17 protein-coding genes and 2 tRNA genes are annotated in these 21542 nt (G+C 40.0%); all 19 read left to right on the top strand.

Translation table 11 applies throughout. The annotated features are described in order from the left end of the window. Positions 1–17: 17 nt before the first annotated feature. The 19 genes from AC13EX_RS06705 (at position 18) to AC13EX_RS06615 (ending at position 21411) form a co-directional block, all read left to right on the top strand. The gene (locus AC13EX_RS06705; RefSeq protein ID WP_482892067.1) at positions 18–1505 is read left to right on the top strand and encodes a RagB/SusD family nutrient uptake outer membrane protein; all 1488 of its coding nucleotides are present in this window, start codon (positions 18–20) and stop codon (positions 1503–1505) included. 36 nt (positions 1506–1541) lie between these two features. Next, positions 1542–2702 (top strand): sialidase family protein, encoded by a 1161-nt coding sequence (locus AC13EX_RS06700; RefSeq protein ID WP_482892066.1) that lies wholly within the window; start codon positions 1542–1544, stop codon positions 2700–2702. A gap of 124 nt (positions 2703–2826) precedes the next feature. After that, positions 2827–3633, top strand: a complete 807-nt coding sequence (locus AC13EX_RS06695; RefSeq protein WP_482892065.1) for an SGNH/GDSL hydrolase family protein — start codon at positions 2827–2829, stop codon at positions 3631–3633. A 27-nt stretch (positions 3634–3660) separates the two neighbouring features. After that, on the top strand, positions 3661–4776 hold the full coding sequence (locus AC13EX_RS06690; protein WP_482892064.1) for a sialidase family protein: 1116 nt from the start codon (positions 3661–3663) through the stop codon (positions 4774–4776). Positions 4777–4787: 11 nt separating this feature from the next. Continuing rightward, positions 4788–5954, top strand: coding sequence for a sialidase family protein (locus tag AC13EX_RS06685; protein ID WP_482892063.1), 1167 nt, complete (start codon positions 4788–4790; stop codon positions 5952–5954). A 103-nt stretch (positions 5955–6057) separates the two neighbouring features. Then, on the top strand, positions 6058–7200 hold the full coding sequence (locus tag AC13EX_RS06680) for a sialidase family protein (protein WP_482892061.1): 1143 nt from the start codon (positions 6058–6060) through the stop codon (positions 7198–7200). 63 nt (positions 7201–7263) lie between these two features. Next, positions 7264–8025, top strand: coding sequence for an SGNH/GDSL hydrolase family protein (locus tag AC13EX_RS06675; protein WP_482892060.1), 762 nt, complete (start codon positions 7264–7266; stop codon positions 8023–8025). 5 nt (positions 8026–8030) lie between these two features. Then, positions 8031–8924 (top strand): succinylglutamate desuccinylase/aspartoacylase family protein, encoded by an 894-nt coding sequence (locus AC13EX_RS06670; protein WP_482892059.1) that lies wholly within the window; start codon positions 8031–8033, stop codon positions 8922–8924. A gap of 10 nt (positions 8925–8934) precedes the next feature. Next, the gene (locus tag AC13EX_RS06665; RefSeq protein WP_482892058.1) at positions 8935–9759 is read left to right on the top strand and encodes an SDR family NAD(P)-dependent oxidoreductase; all 825 of its coding nucleotides are present in this window, start codon (positions 8935–8937) and stop codon (positions 9757–9759) included. Then, on the top strand, positions 9756–10850 hold the full coding sequence (locus AC13EX_RS06660; protein ID WP_482892057.1) for a pyridoxal-phosphate dependent enzyme: 1095 nt from the start codon (positions 9756–9758) through the stop codon (positions 10848–10850). The genes AC13EX_RS06665 and AC13EX_RS06660 overlap by 4 nt, the downstream gene beginning before the upstream one ends. 14 nt (positions 10851–10864) lie before the next feature. Beyond that, a complete protein-coding gene (locus tag AC13EX_RS06655; protein WP_048642103.1) occupies positions 10865–11776 on the top strand; it encodes a dihydrodipicolinate synthase family protein in 912 nt (303 codons plus the stop codon). A gap of 285 nt (positions 11777–12061) precedes the next feature. Further along, positions 12062–12442, top strand: coding sequence for a RidA family protein (locus AC13EX_RS06650; protein ID WP_048642104.1), 381 nt, complete (start codon positions 12062–12064; stop codon positions 12440–12442). Then, a complete protein-coding gene (locus AC13EX_RS06645) occupies positions 12432–13919 on the top strand; it encodes a M81 family metallopeptidase (protein WP_339711061.1) in 1488 nt (495 codons plus the stop codon). Before AC13EX_RS06650 ends, AC13EX_RS06645 begins: the two co-directional genes overlap by 11 nt. Before the next feature lie 5 nt (positions 13920–13924). Continuing rightward, positions 13925–14797 carry an SMP-30/gluconolactonase/LRE family protein gene (locus AC13EX_RS06640; RefSeq protein WP_482892056.1) on the top strand — a complete coding sequence of 291 codons (873 nt, stop codon included), beginning with the start codon at positions 13925–13927 and terminating at the stop codon, positions 14795–14797. A 20-nt stretch (positions 14798–14817) separates the two neighbouring features. After that, positions 14818–15804 carry a Gfo/Idh/MocA family protein gene (locus AC13EX_RS06635; protein WP_482892055.1) on the top strand — a complete coding sequence of 329 codons (987 nt, stop codon included), beginning with the start codon at positions 14818–14820 and terminating at the stop codon, positions 15802–15804. Between the two features lie 31 nt (positions 15805–15835). Continuing rightward, a complete protein-coding gene (locus tag AC13EX_RS06630; RefSeq protein WP_482892054.1) occupies positions 15836–18394 on the top strand; it encodes a sodium:solute symporter family protein in 2559 nt (852 codons plus the stop codon). A 525-nt stretch (positions 18395–18919) separates the two neighbouring features. After that, positions 18920–20401, top strand: coding sequence for a Do family serine endopeptidase (locus AC13EX_RS06625; protein ID WP_339711051.1), 1482 nt, complete (start codon positions 18920–18922; stop codon positions 20399–20401). Positions 20402–21040: 639 nt separating this feature from the next. Then, positions 21041–21115 (top strand) — tRNA-Val (locus AC13EX_RS06620). 221 nt (positions 21116–21336) lie between these two features. Next, positions 21337–21411, top strand: a tRNA-Val gene (locus tag AC13EX_RS06615). Positions 21412–21542 lie beyond the last annotated feature (131 nt).

Here is a 21542-nt window from a genome sequence, read left to right as displayed (position 1 = left end):
ATTAAACAGAAAATGTAATGAAAAAATTAGTTAATAAAAAGATATACCTTCTCGGAATTATAGTATTCCTTTTTAATTATTCCTGCATTACGCCTTTGGAATTAGCCCCTATCAGTTCAATAAGTGCCAACTCTTTTTGGCAATCAGAGCAGGATGCTACTGGAGGAGTAATAGGAATGTACAACCAGTTTAGGGACTTGTCCAACAGGACCCTTTACCTAATGGGAGAGGCTAGAAGTGAAGTAATGGGCCATGGCCTTCAAAATGCGGATTATAGGCAAAAGTATTTTGAAAACGACATGAATGAAGGTAATGCTGATTTGGATTGGTTGCAATCCTATAGGGTGATTAATTATGCCAACCTGGTAATTAAAAATGTTCCCAATATTACATTTCCAAATGAAGGGAAGAAGAAAGACTTATTAGCTCAGGCTTACAGCATGAGAGCATTTGTTTATTTTGTTCTTGCGAAAACTTGGGGAGATGTTCCTTTGATAACAGAACCTGTAGAAGGCTATGATGCCGAAACTACTTTTCAGGAAAGAGCAGCAGTTTCTACTGTATTTGATCTGATTAAGGCAGATTTGGATATGGCGGTAAGTTTGTTTCCAAACAATGAATTTGAAAATGGCCGCTCCATGTGGTCCAAGCCTGCAGTCAATACCCTTAAAGGAGATGTTTATTTGTGGACAGGAAAAACCATGGGTGGTGGAGATGCTGATATCACGATTGCTTTGAGTGCCTTGAATGATGCTAAAACAGCTGATTTAACTCTTTTGGATGATTACTCTAGGGTTTTTGACTTCGACAATAAAAGAAATAATGAAATAATTTTCTCTGTTCATTTCAATGATTTTGAGGTTTCTAACAATATGTTTTCTGATATGTACATCAATGCGCTTGATTTAAGGGAAACCTATACTCCCGAGACCTTGGACGCGATTGGTACTCCAGGGGGATTTAACTGGTGGGCTCCCTCTGCTTTAATGAGAGATCAGTTTATGGATGAAGATAGTCGTAAGGATGGTAGTTTCTATGAAATCTACGATTACGAAGCGGAAAATCCTTTTATAACTTCAATTGTAGTAAAAGGAAGCGGCTATACTGAAGCAGGCTCCAGAATTTTTCTTGATGATATTGTGATTTATAGGTATGCTGAATTGCTATTACTTATTGCAGAGGCAAAAAATGCCCTTGGTCAGGATCCTTCTGCTGAGATAAATGAGGTAAGAGCAAGAGCTTATGGAGAGAATTTCTCTAGTTATGCATTTACTAGTGGTTCTCAAGCTGAAAATGATGAAACAATATTACAGGAAAGATTATTTGAATTGGCATTTGAGGGAAAAAGATGGTGGGATCTGATTCGTTTCGATAAAGCATTTGAAAAAGTACCTTCCTTACAAGGGAAAGAAGGTCAAAATCATTTATTAGTTTGGCCTATAACTTTGGAAACCATAAGTTTAAATTCTAAAATAACTCAAAATTCAGGTTACGAGCAGCAATAAAAATGCAAACGTAAACCTATAATAACCCTAACAACCATGTTTAAAATTCACCAATTTTTAACCCTAACCTTGATCATGGCTGCCCTTTCCCTTTCGGGGAAGGCGCAGCATGCTCATTTAAATGCCGACAATGGAAAATCCATCTCCACCGGAGCTTTGGTACACCCTGATGTAGTAGAAATTAAAGCCCTTAAGATGGGGCCTTTTGTTAAATTGGACAATGGGGAAATTCTGACAGTAGAGGGAACAGATTGTTTAATTAGTAGTGACAATGGGAATTCATGGGAAAACTATCCTGTATTTGAAGATGCGGAAAATTACCTAATTTCAAATGAACGGGCCATTCTTAAGACCAGCAATGGTGTGATTATCCTGGCCTTTATGAATTTACAGGAAAGAGCCAACTGGAACTGGCAAGAGGATATTTCGGACTCCCCGGGAGCCAGACTGCCTACCTATACCGTGAGAAGTTTAGACGGTGGTAAAACCTGGCAAGATGTGCAAAAACTTCATAATGAATGGACCGGTGCTGTTCGCGACATGATAGAAACTGAAAATGGGAATATAGTCTTCACTTCAATGATGATGAGACACCACCCAGGACACCATACGGTATTGACTTATAAGTCGGGCAATGAAGGAAAAACATGGGAAAGATCTAATATTATTGACCTTGGCGGCATTGGACACCATAGCGGTGTGACAGAGGCAACCCTTGAGGAGATTAAATTTGGGAAATTATGGCTATTGATGCGAACCAATTGGGGAACATTTTGGGAGGCATTCTCTGTGGACGATGGTAAAACTTGGGAGAATATACGGCCAACAGACATTGAGGCAAGTTCCGCCCCAGGACTTCTTAAAAGACTTGAAAGTGGTAGGTTGATTTTGGTGTGGAATAGAAGGTTCCCAGAAGGAACCGACCAATATCCTTTTCGAGGTGGAGACCGACAATGGTCGGAAGTAGCAGCAAGTAATCATAGGGAAGAATTGTCCATCTCCTTTTCTGAAAACGATGGAAATACCTGGTCAGATCCAATAGTAATTGCTAAAGTTGGTGAAAACCAAAAAGCTGATCCAACCTATAAGTGGGTTTCTTATCCTTATGTTTTTGAACGAAATCCTGGAGAATTGTGGGTGACCACCATGCAAGGAGGTCTTAGAGTTAAATTTAATGAGAAGGATTTTACACATTAATTGGACCATTGGAGGAAAAGCAAACTTGATGAGAAAATCAAATTTTTTTTCAAGTGGCAAACCCGGTTAAAATAAGTGTTTATCTACCTGTTTCGAGTTTAAAATGTTTACCTAAATAAAGAAAATGAATAAACTCTCTAGAAGAAGGTTTTTTGAAAAATCTTTATTTCTGCTTCCGTTACCGGCGATTTTTTCCTTTACCAATAAACCTATAAGCTTGGAGGATACCTCTATCCCCCCACTTTCAGGTGAAAGTGACAAGGAACGGATTGTTACCTTATTAAAGGATAAAGCGCCAATGATATGGACTTTTACTGGAGACAGCATCACCCATGGAGCAAAACACACCCATGGATACCGCTCTTATCCCGAAGTTTTTGGGGAGCGCATTAGATGGGAATTGGGCAGAGTAAGAGACGTAATTATAAATACTGGAATCAGCGGAAATACAACGGAAACCATCCTTCAGGATTTTGACTGGAGAATCAAACAGTTCAAGCCCAATGTTGTGTCCTTGATGATTGGCACAAATGATTGTTTCAATGAGAAGGTTTCGATAGAAGCTTATGAAGAGAACCTTAACCTATTGGTTGAAAAATTCAGAGGGCTTGGCGCCATCCCAATTCTTCATACTCCAAACCTAATTATCAAAGAATTGGATACTTCTAGAGCAAGCTTGGATAAATATGTTGCCGTAATAAGGAAGGTCGCATTAGAAGAAAACATAATCCTGGTTGATAATTATGGGCATTGGCTTGAGACAGCCGAAAAGGCTGACGGTATAAATGTTAATAAAGAGTGGTTGAATGATCCCCTTCATCCAGATGGCGAAGGCCATTCGGAAATAGCACGACTGATGTTCAAGGAGCTCTCCATTTTTGATCCTGAAGCACCTACCTGTGGTGGATCTTATTATGAAGGGGAACATTAAATGGGACCTAAGTGCAAAACAATATTGATGAAAGAAATTAGATTTTTGGTATTAGCGGGTATTATTCTTCTGAGTTTCATGAATTTTTCTGAAGCTCAGGTTCTATTGGACCCTTCAGAAGTGGTTCTCCATATAGGGAAAGATGGGCTTCCACCTAGAAATAGTGAAGGAGCCTTTATTCAATTGAAAGACGGAAGGATTTTATTTGCCTATTCTAAATTTGAAGGAGGATCAGGTGACCATGCTAATGGATCAATCGCTGGACGTTATTCCTCAGATGGAGGGAAAACCTGGACAAAAAATGATGAGGTAATCGTTTCCAATGAAGGGGGAATGAATGTTATGTCTGTTTCATTTGTAAGGTTAGCCAATGGTTCAATTGCCCTTTTTTATGCTAGGAAAAACTCATTGGATGACTGTAAACCCATACTTAGAATCTCAAATAACGAGGCACAAACTTGGTCAGAACCTATCTCTGTAATCAGTGACAAGGATGGTTATTTCGTGTTGAACAATGACAGGGTGATTCAGCTTCCTAGCGGAAGACTTCTGGCACCTGTTTCTTTGCATAAAACAGCTGGAGTTGATTTTAGCATGCGTGGTAGTATTTATTGCTATTACTCTGACGACAATGGTATAACTTGGAAAAGCAGCAAGGAAATGCCCAATAAAGGCGAGGTGGTAGTTCAAGAACCGGGAGTAGTACGGCTAAAAAATGGAGACATTATGATGTGGTTAAGAACAGATCAAGGTGTACAATATATGAGTAAATCTAAAGACAGTGGACTTAGCTGGGAAGAAGTGCAACCATCAAAAATTGTCTCCCCGAGAGCTCCGGCCTCTCTAAAAAGAATCTCTAAAACCGGAGACCTATTGTTGATATGGAACAACAATAAAAGTTTAGATAAAAAGACAGCCACTTTCAGAACTCCACTGACTGCAGCTATATCTAAGGATGAGGGCAAAAGTTGGATACACCTAAAAGTACTTGAAAATGATCCCGAAGGTTTCTTCTGCTACACAGCGATCTCTTTTGTGGACAATGAAGTATTACTAGCCTATATGGCGGCAGAAAGATTGGGGTTGAAAGACAAAATACCTTTAGTAGTGCGGAAATTAAGTTTGGATGAATTTTACGACTAAATGATATGAATATGACGATGAACAAGTTGAGTGGTGCCATCAAAATGCTGGGTTTAGCAGCTTTGGTAACTTATGGTTGTGGCGGTAAGCCTGTAGAAGATCAGACGGCTGAAGCCAATGAGGCTGAAAATGAAATTGTAAGCGTTCCTGGAAGTTTGGTCCTCAATCCTGGAGACAATAACCCAAGAAACAGTGAAGGTGATTTCATTGAGTTGAAAGACGGAAGAATGCTCTTCGTCTATTCACATTATTATGGAGAGTCTTCCAGTGATCATGCGACAGCTTATTTGGCTGGACGTTTTTCAGATGACAAGGGACAGACCTGGACATCAGAGGATGTGGAAGTTTTACCAAATGAAGGAGGAATGAATGTGATGTCAGTTTCCTTGTTGCGATTGCAAAATGGTGATATCGCCCTGTTTTATTTGAGGAAAAACAATACGGACGATTGTATTCCATACATGAGAATTTCGAAGGATGAGGCCAAAACCTGGTCAGACCCTATTGCATGCATTACTGACAATGAAGGTTATTTTGTGCTTAACAATGACAGGGTTATTCAACTTGAAGATGGGACTTTAGTTTTGGCCGTAGCCAAACATGCCGGCCCTGGAATGGAATGGAGAGGTAGAGCTGACCTTTTTGCATATTCTTCCACCGACAATGGAAAAACATGGAAAAGTAGCGAATTGGTACCTAACCCAAAAGAAATTGTTTTGCAAGAGCCTGGTTTGGTTGAACTTAATGATGGTTCACTTTTGATGGTAATTAGAACCGATGCTGGGGTTCAATGCTATTCTTATTCCACGGACAAAGGTAAAACCTGGTCAGAGGTGGAAAAAAGCAACTTGGTATCACCTGTTTCTCCTGCCACAATTGAAAGAATTCCTGGTACAGGAGACTTATTGGCTGTTTGGAACAACAACCTATCAAAAGATCCGGATGTAGCAAAGCTTAGGACACCATTGAGCGCGGCCATTTCTAAAGACGAAGGTAAAACATGGAGCAATTACAAGACTTTGGAGAACGACCCTGATGGTTGGTACTGCTATATTGCCATGGATTTTGTAGGTGATGATGTATTATTGGGCTATTGTGCGGGTAACAGGCCAGCTGGAACGGGCCTTTCAGTTACCAAGATAACCAAGCTTGGTACGGATTGGTTTTACAAAGATTAATTGATTTTAAAAATTCTAAGATTACTGGAGTGATCTTTTATTCAAACAATTCATTTTTCTTCTTTGTAAAAAGAGTATCATGAAGGATAAGGCAAAATAAAAAATGATGAGCAAAGGCGATTTAAGTTCAAGATTAGTTCAGGGGTTTATGATTTTGTTCCTCTTTTTTAGTTTTTCCACCTTAGAAGAGTTAAAAGCCCAGGATAAAAAAACTGTTTTGCAGTTGGATCCAGGGGAGAACAATCCCCGAAACAGTGAAGGAGATTTTATTCGCTTAAAAGATGGGCGAATCATGTTTATATATACCCATTTTACGGGCAATTCTGCCAGTGATTTTGGCAGTGCTTTTTTAGCAGCCAGGTATTCTGAAGATGATGGTCAAACATGGACTGATGAGGACAAGACCATCGTTCCAAATGATGGGAAAATGAATGTCATGTCCGTTTCTTTACTTAGGCTTCAGGATGGAAATATCGCCCTTTTCTATGCGCGTAAAAATGGAATAAGCGATTGTAAACCCTTGATGCGAATTTCTAAAGATGAAGGGCAAACCTGGTCAGCACCTACATCCTGTATTACAGATAGAGAAGGATACTTCGTCCTCAATAATAACAGGGTACTCCAATTGGAAAATGGCAGGTTGATAATGCCTTTGGCCTTACACAGGACTTCCGAAGGAGAAGATTTCAACGAAAAGGGACGGTTATTCACTTACTTTTCAGATGACAATGGAGCAACCTGGAAGTCAGGAAAAGAGGTGAAAAACCAAAATGATATCGTCTTCCAAGAGCCTGGATTGGTTGCCCTGAAAAACGGGAAACTGATGATGATCATTCGTACTGATGATGGTGTGCAATATTCCTCCTATTCTAAAAACTTAGGAAAGAAATGGACTCCCGCAAAACCTACAAATATTTCATCTCCGGTCTCTCCAGCTACCATAGCAAGGATCCCATCAACAGGGGATCTGTTAATGGTCTGGAATAACAATGGTGTAAAGGAAGGAATGTACAAAGGGAAAAGGACCCCACTGAATATTGCCATTTCTAAAGATGAAGGCAAAACCTGGGAAAGCGAAAAAGTTTTGGAGGATGATCCTGATGGTTGGTATTGCTATACCGCCATTCATTTCGTAAATGATGATGAAGTCTTACTCTCTTATTGTGCGGGGGATAGACCTGCAGGAACTGGACTTTCCGTGACCAGATTGACGCTTTTAGATTTGGATTGGGTTTACGGAGACTAAGAAACTCGATATGTTATTGAGGCTTGAAATATTATAGCTGGCCAGCATAAATTTAATGCAGAGATGAACCTATTAGTTGTACTGTTTTTATTAAAGTTATTGCCATTGACGGTAGTGGAGACTGTTTTTAATGCCAATTCCGGAAAGGAAACTGAAACCATTTCCTCGATGGGAGATAAGCTAAAAATTGTCGCTTTTGGGAACTCAATTACAGCAACGCGAAGTACCATAGATCAGGTTTTTGCTCAAAGATTGCCTTCACTTCTCCTAGAGCAGGGAATTGAAGTAGAAGTGATCAATTCCGGGATTCCTGGAAGTCATACTGGCAGTATTGAGGACCATGATTTATTCAAAATTAAACATGGTATGGACAGATTCAAAACGGATGTTATGGTACACAATCCAGACTTGGTGATCATAGGTTTTGGTACCAATGATGCCCATATAGATGATGCCGGGCCTGATGGAGAATCAAGAATCCCATTAAAGCAGTACAAGCGGAACCTTAAATTCATGATAAAGGAGCTTCAGGCCCAAGGGGCAGATGTGATTTTAATAGCACCAAATGGACTAAGAGGAAAATATCCGGAATACCAGAATGTTAGGTTGAAACAATATGTAGAAGTAGTTAAAAAATTGGCTAAACGATACCATACAGGTCTGGTGGATAATTTCAAGCTGTTTTCCGACTATTATGAAACTAAGGAAAATAGAGCGGAAGAAATATTATTGGACGGGGTGCATCCCAATGATAAGGGGCATGCACTTATGGCGGAGGAAATTAGCCAAGAAATAGTTAGAATTAGAAAGTTAAAAAATCAATAAAAAGGATGGCTGAATTATTTTCGACGCATGTGATCAAGTCGGCTTCAAAAGGTCCAAATGGGCTTATAATTGCTGGAGTCCATGGGGATGAATACCAACCGGTATTGGCGGTGATGAAATTAATCGATCAGCTGCAGGGGAGTCTAATTGCAGGCACCGTTACCCTTGTGCCCATTACCAATAGAAATGCTTATTTTTCAGGAGCACGTGTAGGCGAAGACAACCTGGATCTTGCCAGGACTTGTCCTGGAAATACAGAAGGGACGGTTACTGAAAAAGTTGCTGCCGAAATTAGTGAGCTGATAAGAGAAGCAGATTTCTTTATTGATATGCATACGGGAGGCAACTTGTTTGATATTTCTCCTCTTTCTGGATATATGCTGCATCAGGATTCCGCAGTTTTGGAAAAGCAGAGAGCGATGGCAAAGGCTTTTAATTTGCCGATTGTTTGGGGGACAAGTCCTGAATTGGAGGGTAGAACCTTGTCAGTGGCTAGAGATGCCAATGTGCCGGCGATTTATAGTGAATATAGAGGTGGTGACTACCGTACTGAAGGTGTGGATAGTCTGGTGTCTGGGTGCTTGAATGTTTTAAAGTACTTTGGCATGTTGGAAAATCAAGTCACCCCCGATAAACCTAAATATTTTGTTGAAGACGATAAGCCGGGGAGTGGGCATTTGCAGGTGATGCATCCTGCCCCTGAAGAAGGTTTATTTGTCGCCACTGTTAATCTAGGAGACCTTGTTACCAAAGGTGACAAGTTGGGTTACCTTTTAAGAGAGAGTGGGGAAAAAGGAGCAGCTATACTGGCACAAAAATCCGGGTTGGTATTTTTAAAACGGGCCGTACCCATGGCCAAAGCAGGGGATGCCCTTGCTGGTATTTTACCCATAGAATAAAAAGGAATCAATGAAAAGTGAAGTGGAAAATAAGCCAAGAGTAGTAATAGTTACCGGAGCATCCAGAGGCATTGGCAAAGCGATTACAGAAGCTTTTATTGCCAATGGCGATTTTGTTGCCATGGTTTCAGAAAACAAAGATGAATTACAGGCCGCAGCGGCTTCTCTTTCTAAACCAAAGAATGTATTGTTGTTGGATGGAGATCTGGCCATAGATGATTTTGTGGATGAAATCGTGGAAGCGACATATAGTAAATGGGGCAAAATAGATGTATTAATTAACAATGCAGCTTGGAGAACCATCGAGACTTTGAATACTATTTCCAGAGAAAATTGGGAAAAGACCTTAAAGATTTGTCTCACCTCTCCGGTATTTCTGTCAAAATTGGCTGCAAAAAAGATGGCATCTGGGCGAGAAGGAGGAGTAATAGTCCATCTGAGCAGTGTTATGGCAGAAAGAGCAGGAGGTTCAAGCCCAGCTTATATTGCTGCCAAAGGTGCTCTATTGAGCTTAACCTATGAAATGGCAGCTTTGTATGGGCCGTCAGGTATCAGAGTAGTAGCGGTTTGTCCTGGAAATGTAACCACGGCCATGAGCAGTAATTTCAAAGACACCGAAGGCATTGATGTGAGTCAAAGCCTGGTGGATGAAATGGAAGACATGACACCATTGCAACGAAGTGCCTCTCCTGAGGAAATCGCCAACGGCGTTTTCTGGTTGGCTTCTCACAATGCCTCATTTGTAAATGGGACTTCATTGGTTATCGATGGAGGATTTGCCCATAATTTCAATAGTTATAAAAACAAGAACCTACAATTCCCCAACGAATTTTGAAAGGAATAAGCAAATACACACCGTTATTAAATTTACCCCAAGGAATAGTCCCATTTTCATTGGGGGAGGGAAATACGCCCTTGATTAAATCTAGGCAAATTGGACCTAAATTGGGTTTTCCAAACCTTTACTTCAAACTGGAATCTTCCAATCCTTCAGGCTCCTACAAAGATCGCTTTGCTGCTTTTGCCATAGCAGATGTTTTGGCAAACCAAGGTAAATTGTGTTTGGCTACTTCCAGTGGGAATACTGGCGCGGCACTCGCTGCTTATGCGGCTGCAGCAGGTATTCCTTGCAAAATTGCGATAGTAGATGGAGCGCCAGAAGGCAAGTTAAAACAAATGAGGGCTTATGGTGCCTCCTTGTATGTGATCAAAGACTTCGGTAAAAACAGCGATGTAAGTGAGAAGATTTTTGAGAAGCTTTGTGAAGTAGCTGTCGAAAACAATACTTGCTTACAAGTAAGTGCTTTTAAGTACAGTCCTGTGGGAATGACAGGCGTACAAACGATTAGCTTTGAGTTGGCAAAAGACCTAGATAGAGTGGGCAATGTATTTGTTCCCTCAGGTGGCGGAGGTTTGGCTTTGGCCATTGCCAGAGGCTTTCAGTCATGGAAAAACCAAAATGAAGCATTTGAAATTCCGAGAGTGCATTGTGTGCAACCAGAAGGGAATGATACGATTGCCGGAAATCTAAGAAAAGGCCTGAAAGAAGCCAAGGCTGTAGAAAATGCAACCACTAAAGTGAGTGGGCTTCAGGTAGCCAATGTAATCGACGGTACCGAGACATTAATGGAATGTAAGGCAAGTGGAGGGAATGGTTTCTTGGTGAGTGATGAAGAAACCTTTGAATGTCAGCGATTATTGGCGATTAAAGAAGGGATATATACAGAGCCTGCTGGTGCGGTAGCTTTGGCAGGATGCATGAAGGCCATTGCCTCCGGTGAACTGGACAAAAATGCCAATGCAGTATGTATCGTTTCTGGAAGTGGATTTAAAGATCCCGAAGCCACTGACAATTTGATTGTCCAAAACCCAGTGAGTTATTTAAGTAGTTATAGAGAAATGGATCAATATTTTGCAATTAAATAGTTAAAGAAATCAATATGTATGAAAATCTGAAAGGGGTATGGCCAGCGATGCTTACTCCAATGGATGGCAATGGTCGTCCTGAATTTAAGCAATTAGAGAAGTGGGTAGATGTTTTAATAGCTCAGGGTGTAGACGGTTTGTATTTACTTGGATCAACAGGTCAAGGATTTTTGCTTAGTGAAGCTGATAGAAACAAAGTGACTGAGATTACTGCAGATGTCAATGCGGGCAGAGTGCCGATTATAGTACAAGTAGGTTCCATGACCACACAAGAGTCTGTACGTTTAGCCAAGCATGCCGCTCAGTGTAAAGTTGATGGTATTTCCTCTGTTGCGCCTGTATATTACGGTCCTACTGACGGAAGCTCAGGGATGGCATTAACACATTATGAGTCTATTGCTACGGCTACGGATTTGCCTTTCTTTCCTTACCAATTGGGGTCTACCAGCTTTTCAGATGGTTTGGGTGGTTTTGTAAATAAATTACTCAAGATGCCTAATATGGTAGGTATGAAATTGACTACAAATAACCTTCTGGAGATAAGTACCATCTCTTACAGTTCAAAAGGTAAGTTGGTGCTTTTTAGTGGAGCAGATGAATTGATGTGCCATGCAGTCTTATGTGGTACAAATGGTGCTATTGGCTCTTATTATAATGTTTTCGAACCTGAGTGTAAGCATGTTCGAGATGCATTTATAAAAGGGGATGTGGCATTGGCTACAGACTTCATGCTGGTTTTTCAGGAGGTAATTGCTGAAACATTACCAAATATCTGGACCTTCTTTAGACAAGCCATTCAAATGAGGTATGGGGTAGATATTGGGGCTTCTATAGCACCAGTTGGCAATACCAATAAAGTCTGGGAAGACAAGAAAGTGGAAGAATTGATTGATAGAGTTGTAAAAGCAGCAAAAATAGGTGCTTAAACTCGAATTAGGGTATAGCTCCTAATACATGGTAAAATCACATGAGAATCAGGTATATAGTCTGGTTCTCATGTGGTTTTATCATTTTCCTGAGAGAAGTTCAGGACATGCCCTGATAAAAGTTCAGGGCAGGCCCTGAGAAAAGTTCAGGACAGGCCTATAAAGAATTAATTTGTATAATCTGGTTTTAAAATAATATATGACTGATCAGATTTGTAAATTGTATTTAAAATTCACCCGGTTAAATTAGGGTAAAACAAATCATAGAAAAACGATTAAGAAATTATGGTAAATAAAGAAGTTATTTCAGGAGAAGGTGTTCCAAGTAGTCCATTGCCTTTTTCTCCAGCATTAAAAGTAAACAATATGGTCTTCGTTTCTGGCCAGGCTTCTGTTGATGAAAATGGAAAAATCGTAAACGACACATTTGAAAATGAAGTTAGAAGATCATTCGATAACGCTAAAAAAATTCTAGCTGCAGCTGGGTTAGATTTTAGTGATGTGGTTCAGGTGAGAAACTACGTAGGAAACCAAGAGGACCTGGCCGAGTTTAACGCCATTTATAAGGAATATTTTCAGGCTCCTTTCCCTGCTAGAACTACCTTGATTGGTTGTTTGGGAACTCTTTTAAAATTTGAAGTAGACTTAGTTGCTTATGTCAAATAGTTCGAAAAAACGAATTGGTATTGTTGGTGTTTACCATGAGTCCAATACCTTTTTGGATCAGCAGACTACCTGGAAGGACTTTGTAAATGGCCACCTTATGTATGGACAGGATCTCATTGATGAATATAGAGATGCCTTTCATGAAATTGGAGGAATGGTTGAAATCTTAAGTGCAGAAGAAGATATAGAACTTGTTCCTTTGTTTTATGGGGAAGCCACTCCAGGTGGAATTATTGAGGAAGAAACAGCTAATCGCTTAATCAAAGAAGTGGAGCGTACTGTGAAGGAAGCTCCAGCATTAGATGGCTTGATGGTTGTACCGCATGGAGCGGGAGTAAGTGTGCCTTATTTGGATTTTGATGGGCATTGGTTAACCATGGTTCGTGAGATTCTAGGGCAGGACATGCCTATTATTGGCACCATAGACCCACATTGCAACTTGAGTAAGGCCATGGTGAAAGCAGTGGATGCGCTTGTAGCTTATAAAACCAACCCGCATGTGGATCAGAGAGACGTAGGAAAAGCTGCGGCTGTCCTAATGGTGGATACGCTTAAAGGTAAAATCAAGCCAGAAATGGTCCTTTTGCAGACTAAAGTGGCAATAAGCATTGAAATGCAGCATACAGGGTCAGACCCTTGCAAGACCTTATTTGCCTTTGCAAGAGAGGTTCAGGATGATCCAGGGGTATTGTCAACGAATGTAGTGTTAGGTTTTCCTTATGCTGATGTTCCAGAAATGGGAACCAGCTTTATTGTGATTACCAATAATGATAAATACCTAGCAGAAAATAAAGCGGCGATATTAAACGAATATTTGCTTAAAAACCACGAAGATTTTTCTGGAAAGAAAATTGGTTTGGAAGAGCTGCCGGCACATATCGATAAGGCCGAAAAACCGCTATTGATATTGGATATGGGAGATAATGTAGGAGGGGGGTCACCTGCAGACAGTACCTTCTTGCTTCAAGTATTGGAATCCTGTCCAGGTACTAAAGGTTTTGTATGTATTTATGATCCAGAAGCAGTCGCTGAATTAAAATCGGTTAATCCAGAAGGCTATTACGCTATAGATATAGGGGCAAAAACAGACAAACTACATGGTGAAACCATGTCTTTGGAAGTTAAATTGGAGCGAATCGTTGATGGAAAATTCACCGAAAAAGAACCGAGACATGGTGGGCAAGTCAACTTCAATATGGGGGAAACAGCCATTGTTACCAGTAAATCTGGCCAAACAATTATGTTGACTTCTTTACGTATTGTTCCATTCAGTCTTCAGCAATTGCTTCATTTTGATATAGATCCAGCATCTTATGATGTATTGGTCGCCAAAGGAGTCAACGCACCATTGGCCGCTTATCAGTCAGTTTGTAAAACCATATTGAGGGCCAACACTCCAGGTGTGACCAGAGCAGATATGGCTAGCTTAACGTATAAGCATCGTAGAAAACCATTGTTTCCATTGGATAAAATATAAGCTTAATGAATGAAGGAAACCATTTACACAATAAACTCCCTGATCCGAAAAATATCAAAGCGCAAATTATATTGGACTTGGATTTTTATACGGAGGGGCCTGTCTTTGGCGAAGATGGTTTCCTTTATTATACTGATCTTGCAGGGGAAGGGATCTACCGTTATCAAGACGGGGAACCCAAATTGTGGGCCAAAGGAAAACGTCCTAATGGACAAGCAATCATGGCCAACGGAGATCACCTACTCTGTGATAGTTTAACGGGAAGGATAGTCAGGTATGACCATAAAGGAAAATTGTTAGGAGAAGTATCCCCTGATCGAATTGATGGGGTGAAAATTACCTGTCCGAATGATATTGCAGTGTATACGGACCAAGGTTTCTTTTTCACAGATTCAATAAGAGACAATGGGCATGTGTATTTTGTAGCTTGGAATGGAGATGCTAAGGTTGTTGCCACCGGGATAGATTTCCCCAATGGCATTGTTTACAATATAGAAAACCATCTTTTGTATATCGCTGAAAGTTACAAAAACAGAATACTTAAAATCAACCTAAATCTTCCATCGTCAAGTGCTGATTACCTGACCGTGATGGCTACCCTACCATATAACGACACCAATAAGGAGATAGGAAATCTTCCGGACGGTTTGGCGATGGATAAAGACGGTAGGCTGTGGGTTGCTCATTATGGGATGCAGGCCATTCAAGTGCTGTCGGAAGATGGAGTATTGTTAGCGAGTTATGATTCAGGTATTCCTCTTACCAGTAATCTCTGCTTTGGCGGAGGAGATCTTTGGGTTACAGGCGGCTTTGGAGAGCCTGGTCCGGGTAGGTTAAGCAGGATCAATATTGGTATAGAAGGTATGCCATTGAATTGAATTTACGGAACCAAAGGAAAATGATAGGTATAGGAATTATAGGCGCAGGGAATTTTAGCTCAAGACATATTGAGGCCATAGAAAAAATCCCTTCATTGTCCTTGAAAGTTATTTGTAGAAGAGATGCGGCTTCTTTAGCCCTGCTTACAGACAAATACAAACTCAAGGGAGTCACAGATTACCATCAGATAATTAATAACCCAGAAATAGACGCTGTCCTTATAGCTACTCCTCACCATTTGCACACACAGATTGCGCTTGAGGCAGCTGCAACAGGTAAGCATATTTTGCTGGAAAAGCCCATGGCTTCAACCTATTCAGATTGTAAAGCCATTTATGAAGCTTGTGAAAAATCAGGCGTAAAGTTAATGATAGGGCAAGTAGCCCAATTTTCTCCATCATTTATAGCTGCGAAAAAATGCATCGCTTCAGGTGAAATAGGTGAAATATTCATGACCAAAGCGACCTCAATATCCTTTTGGAAACATGGAGATCGGAAGGATTGGCATTTGAAGAAGGCCTCCGGGGGCGGGTATTTGCTCACCGTAGCCATTCATCAACTTGACGCCCTTTGTGCATTGATTCCCTCTGAGGTTAGTCGGGTGTACGCTACAATGACCAATGTTTTTCATGAAGATGAGGTAGATGATGGCGGAGTAATTTTACTGGACTTTAAAAATGGGCAGAAAGCATCTCTGCATTACTCTGGGTTTAAAAATGGTGTAAATGATATTTGCATTGATTTTAATGGAGATAAAGGGAGTTTGAAAATAGACAATACCAAAGGTGCTTTCTTGGGAAAGGATCAAAATTATCAATTTCTCCCAGCTTCATTTTCCAAGGATTGGATGAATGAAGCATTGGTTCAACAATGGGAGGAGTTTTCGAATGCCATCATAGAAAATAGAGAGCCAGCAGCATCTGGTAGGCAGACTTTAAAAGTCATGGAAGTAGTATTTGCTGCTTTTGACTCTGCTTCTACAGGGAACCCAATAAGTCTACACTAATTTTAAAAAAAAATCAATAATTAAAAGTCAAATGAATTCAGCTCTGGAAAAATCCTTATTTGTCAGCCTATTTTTAATATTTGTAGTTTTTCAAGCAGTTAGTAAAGAAGTGAAATGGGAGGAATTGCCTTCCATTCCGGATAAAGAGGGATTTGCGGGTATGTTTGCCGGAGTAAGTAACGGTGCCTTATTGGTAGGTGGAGGAGCTAACTTTCCAGATAAAAGGCCTTGGGAAGGTGGAGAGAAAGTATGGTATGAGGAGATCTTCTTTATTGAAAGCAAAAAGACTGGCTGGGTACTTTCCGCGCAAAAGCTACCTCAACCTCTCGCTTATTCAGTTTCAGGAAGTTATAATGATAAGGTTTGGGTAATAGGTGGGAATGATGCTCAGGGGCACACTAATTTGGTTATTAGCCTGACTTATAGGAATGGAGAAGTAGTTTTGGAAAATGATTATCCCCAGCTACCTGTGCCTTTGGCGAGCATGACGGGCACTATTGTGAATGGTGTGTTTTATGTGTTGGGGGGACAGAAAACGCCTACCGGTCTTGCAGAAGCTAAGTTTTATTTTCTTGATTTAAAGAAAAAAAGGAGCGAGATGAAGTGGGAAGAAGGGCCTCAATTTCCGGGAGAAGCCAGGATCCAAGCCGTGGCCGCTTCACATAAAGAGGCTTTTTATATTTTTAGTGGTTTTGGGCTGTTTAAAAATGCAGACGAAAGTTTAGGCAGAACATTGCTAAAGGATGCTTATAAGTTTACACCCGGAGATCTACCCAATCAAGGGACTTGGAAGAAATTAGAAGATTTGCCTAGAGGAGTTGCCGCAGCACCTTCACCGGCTTTCAGTCTGGGAGGAGATCATATTTTAATTGCAGGAGGTTTGGATGAAAAAACCTTATTGCATACAGATCCTGCAAGCCATCCTGGCTTTTTGGATAAAATGCTGGCTTACAATACCAATGCTGAGGAATGGGTGGAAATGGGAGATATGCCAGAGGGTACATCCAGAGTGACTGCTCCTTCTACTTATTGGGAAGGTTATTGGGTAGTTCCAAATGGGGAAAAAGGACCTGGAGTTAGGTCGCCTAAGGTGATGGCTTTAGAGACGCAAAACCCATTTGGATGGGCCAATTGGACTACCTTAGGGGCTTATTTGGCCTGTATGCTCGGAATTGGTTTTTATTTTTCCAAAAGAGAAAATACGACCACGGAATATTTCCTTGCCGGAAAGCGAATTCCATGGTGGGCCGCAGGCTTGAGTATATATGGTACGCAATTAAGTGCCATTACCTTTATGGCAGTACCTGTCATCGTATATGCCACCAATTGGCGCTTGGCAGTTGGTTCATTTATGATTTTAGCGATCGTACCCTTAATCATTAAATATTATCTACCTTTTTTTAGAAGACTAAACATTACCACGGCCTATCAATACTTGGAATTACGATTTGATATCAGGGTTCGTTTGTTAGGAAGTCTGACCTTTATTTTGCTTCAATTGGCCCGAATGGGAGTAGTGCTTTATCTTCCTGCCATTGCAATTTCGTCGGTTACCAATATGGATATTTTTCTATGTATTGCCATTATGGGCGTGTTCAGTACCATTTATACCGTAATGGGAGGCATGGAAGCTGTAATTTGGACTGATGTTATTCAGGTTGTGGTATTGCTAGGGGGAGCGCTTCTTTCCATTTTCATAGCAATAGCCAATATAGACGGAGGTTTTTCTACTGTGATAGAGGTGGGAATGGAATTTGAGAAGTTTAAACTTATAGATTGGTCATGGGATTATACACAGCTTGTTTTTTGGGTGGCCATTATAGGCTTTTTCTTTTTAAATTTAATCCCTTATTCTTCAGATCAAGTGGTGATTCAGAGGTATTTGACCGTGAAAGATGAAAAAGAGGCGGAGAAGAGCTTATGGACAAATGGTCTTATTACTATTCCAGGTATATTTTTGTTTTTTGGCTTGGGAACTGTTCTCTTCGTCTACTACCTTACCAATCCTGAAAAAATAGGTAGCGCTAATCCTGAGGAGCTTTTACCCTACTATATTGTTGCTGAACTTCCGATAGGAATTGCAGGCTTGGTCATAGCCGGGATCTTTGCTGCGAGTATGTCATCTCTAGACAGTAGCATGAACAGTATCGCTACTGCCTATATTACGGATATCCACAAATACATAAAACCTGGACTCAAAGACAGAGAATACTTGAAATTAGCTAAGACAATAACCATAATTATGGGTGTTTTTGGCACCTTGACAGCTGTCTGGATTGCAGCTACTGAGGTAGGTTTTATCTTTGATTTGTTTCAGAAGTTATTAGGGATGATTGGAGGCTGTTTGGCCGGAGTTTTTATTCTAGCGATCTTCAGTCAAAGGGCCAATTCTCTTGGGGTGATTATTGGCACTCTTTCAGGTGCAGGTATTACTTTTCTGGTAAGCAAATTCACAGATGTTAATGGATACCTCTATGGAGCTATAGGAGTATTGAGTTGTGTGATAATTGGATTCCTCTTTAGTTTGATTTTCCCCAACAGCAAAAGTCAACCACAGGGGCTGACCTTCAAGTCAATAATTAAAAAGTAAGAAGCTAAGTTTTGGTGGCGCACGATTAATATATTAAAGTTGTTGATCGGGCATTTTGATCTGGATCCATGGATAATAAGGGCTAACCTGAACTGGGTACTTTTATCAGACTTAAAAAAAGCTATTCTGAAGCCTTTCAGAATAGCTTTTTTTGTTTAGCTGGTGAGTGCTACTTAATTTGTAATGATTTACAATGGTAATTCTATAATAGAATTTACTAGTCTAAATCCTCATTGAGTACCTGTGGAGGCATTATTAATAGGTCTTGGAAATTAAATTCAGATTAATTTAACTTTTTCTTATGACAAATTGTTGTTTAAAAGTGACAGGATAGCAGTCTTAGTTACGATGAATGTATTGTTTATTTGGTAATTAGTACTTATTTAAGAATAAATTAAAAGAAATTTTTCTTTTTTTGTTAAATGCTGTTAAATAGCAAACCTAATTTCCGATTGGCATCGTTTTAGAAGTAACATAAGAAACAAAATTTGTGTTAATTGATATAATTTAAAAGAAAGGTATACAATGAATAGAAAACAGTTTTTCCTGGGAATCGTGCTAGCTTCTTTAATTGGAGGATTAGTAGCTGTGCTTGGTGTTGGGTTTTTACAAACAAATCAAGAATCATCTACAAACTTTACTGAAAAGCAAAATACCAGTTTGGTGAATTGGCTTAATGATGACAAGTTCGTGGTTCCAGAAGGGATTAATTTTGTGGCTTCAGCAGCCCAGGTAACGCCAGCTGTTGTTCATGTCAGGAGTACAGTGACGATGAGTAGAAGCCAGCAAGGGGTAGACCCAATGGAGGAGTTATTTGGCTTCAGGTCCCCTAGAGGCGAGTCTAAGCCTAGAGAAGGCAGAAGTACAGGTTCTGGTGCAATTATCTCTGAAGATGGATATATCGTAACCAATAATCACGTAATTGAGAATGCCTCCAAGGTAGAAATTACATTGGAAGACAATAGAAGGTTTACGGCCAGGGTTATCGGTACAGATCCAACAACAGATCTTGCTTTATTAAAGATTGAAGCTAATAATTTACCTTTTATTCCTTTTGGTTCCTCTGATCAGGCTCAAATTGGAGAATGGGTTTTGGCAGTAGGTAATCCATATGAATTGAATTCAACGGTCACTGCGGGTATTATAAGTGCAAAATCAAGAAATATTGGAATTCTTAGAGATGAGAGTAATTTACAAGTTGAGTCCTTTATTCAAACGGATGCTGCTGTAAACCCTGGCAACTCAGGTGGTCCTTTGGTAAATCTTAATGGTGAAATTATTGGTATCAATACAGCCATAGCCTCCAGAACTGGTGGCTTTAGCGGATATTCTTTTGCAGTTCCAAGTAGCATTGCTAAAAAGGTGATGGATGATCTTTTGGAATTTGGAGCTGTTCAAAGAGGCTTATTAGGTGTGGTTATTAGGGATGTAAATGCAGACCTTCAAGAATCAATAGGTGAGGAAATCAAAGCAGACAGAGGAGTGTTCGTTGAGGAAGTTAGAGAAGGTAGTGGAGGAGAAGAAGCTGGTTTGCAAAGAGGCGATATTATCATTGGCATTGATGGAGCAGATACCTACACTACTTCTACTCTTCAGGAAAGAGTAGCAAGGAAGCGACCTGGTGACAAAATCAATGTTAAATTCCTTCGTGACGGTAAAGAAATGACTGCAATGGCTACACTTAAGAATGTATCTGGTGATACCAAGGTGGTAGTTAAGGTACTCCCTAAAATCACTGAGTTTGAAGGTGTGGTATTTGAAGACCTAAAAGCGGATTATAAAGAAAGGCTTGAATTGGAGGGTGGAGCAACAATTACCTCTATAGATAACAAGTTATGGAAAGATGCTGGTGTTCAGGAAGGCTTTATTATCACTAAAATAGGTAGAACCAAAATCCTTAGTGGTGAAGATGTGATCAAAGCCCTTAAAAATTATAAAGGCGAAGAGGTAATCATTTTGGGAGTTTATCCAAATGGACAGCGCTCTTACTATGAGCTGGATCTATAATCTCATGAAGATATAATAATCAATATATGAACTGTGGCCACCCATCGGGTGGCCTTAACTTTTTTGGTGGTTATGCTTTCTATTCCATTTGTTTTTTTTAATTATGCAGCTGCTTCCCTTGTTCTAAGGGTGTGACTTGGGCATTAAATTCAATAATCTGCAAGAAAAATCTAGGGGGATTTTGTTGTTTATGTATTGTGAATTAGGGGTTTAATACTATGAAGTATAGATGCTAATTTGAATAGGTGTAAAACGATATGTTTTTCCATCTTGATTTAAGTTCTTTAATTTCTGTTTTTATTAGAAAAAAAACACTGGCTAATTTTTGTAACATTAAATTTTAACCCTACATTTGCATTCCCAATCGGGCGAATTATCACAAGAAAGTGCTTAACGAGTACTTTTGAAATCTAGTTTAAATTTCATTTGTCCGGTATTGAATTACACCGAAGTTAAACGTTACTTCGAACAGAATTTTAAAATATTGGGAGTTTAGCTCAGTTGGTTCAGAGCATTCCGATTTGCATCGGAAGGGTCGTAGGCTGGAGCTCCAAACTCTTTGAAAATATATAGATTTAAGAGTAATAATTATTCCGGTAAAAGAACCGGTAATGCAAAAGATAAAAACATTAAAATATTGGGAGTTTAGCTCAGTTGGTTCAGAGCATCTGCCTTACAAGCAGAGGGTCGGGGGTTCGAATCCCTCAACTCCCACAATATTTAAAAATCATTTTTCTGGTAAAAGTACCGGATTTTCAATGTAAATTGTTAGTAGCATATTGGGAGTTTAGCTCAGTTGGTTCAGAGCATTCCGATTTGGATCGGAAGGGTCGTAGGTTCGAGCTGCAAACTCTTTGAGAATATATAGATTTAAGAGTAATAATTATTACCGGTAAAAGAACCGGTAATGCAAAAGATAAAAACATTAAAATATTGGGAGTTTAGCTCAGTTGGTTCAGAGCATCTGCCTTACAAGCAGAGGGTCGGGGGTTCGAATCCCTCAACTCCCACATTAAGGCCTAAGTCTTCAGTGCATTTCGATTATCATCCGAAGGGGAGGCTGTATCAGACCTTCAACTTCCAGACAAAGCCTTTCAATAAGGCTTTTTTTATGTCATGCCATTTTTACATATTGTTTTCT

Source organism: Cyclobacterium sp. L-R, from assembly GCF_056859355.1.
Note: the sequence above shows the minus strand (reverse complement) of the source record. Positions and strands in the feature narration are given on the sequence as shown.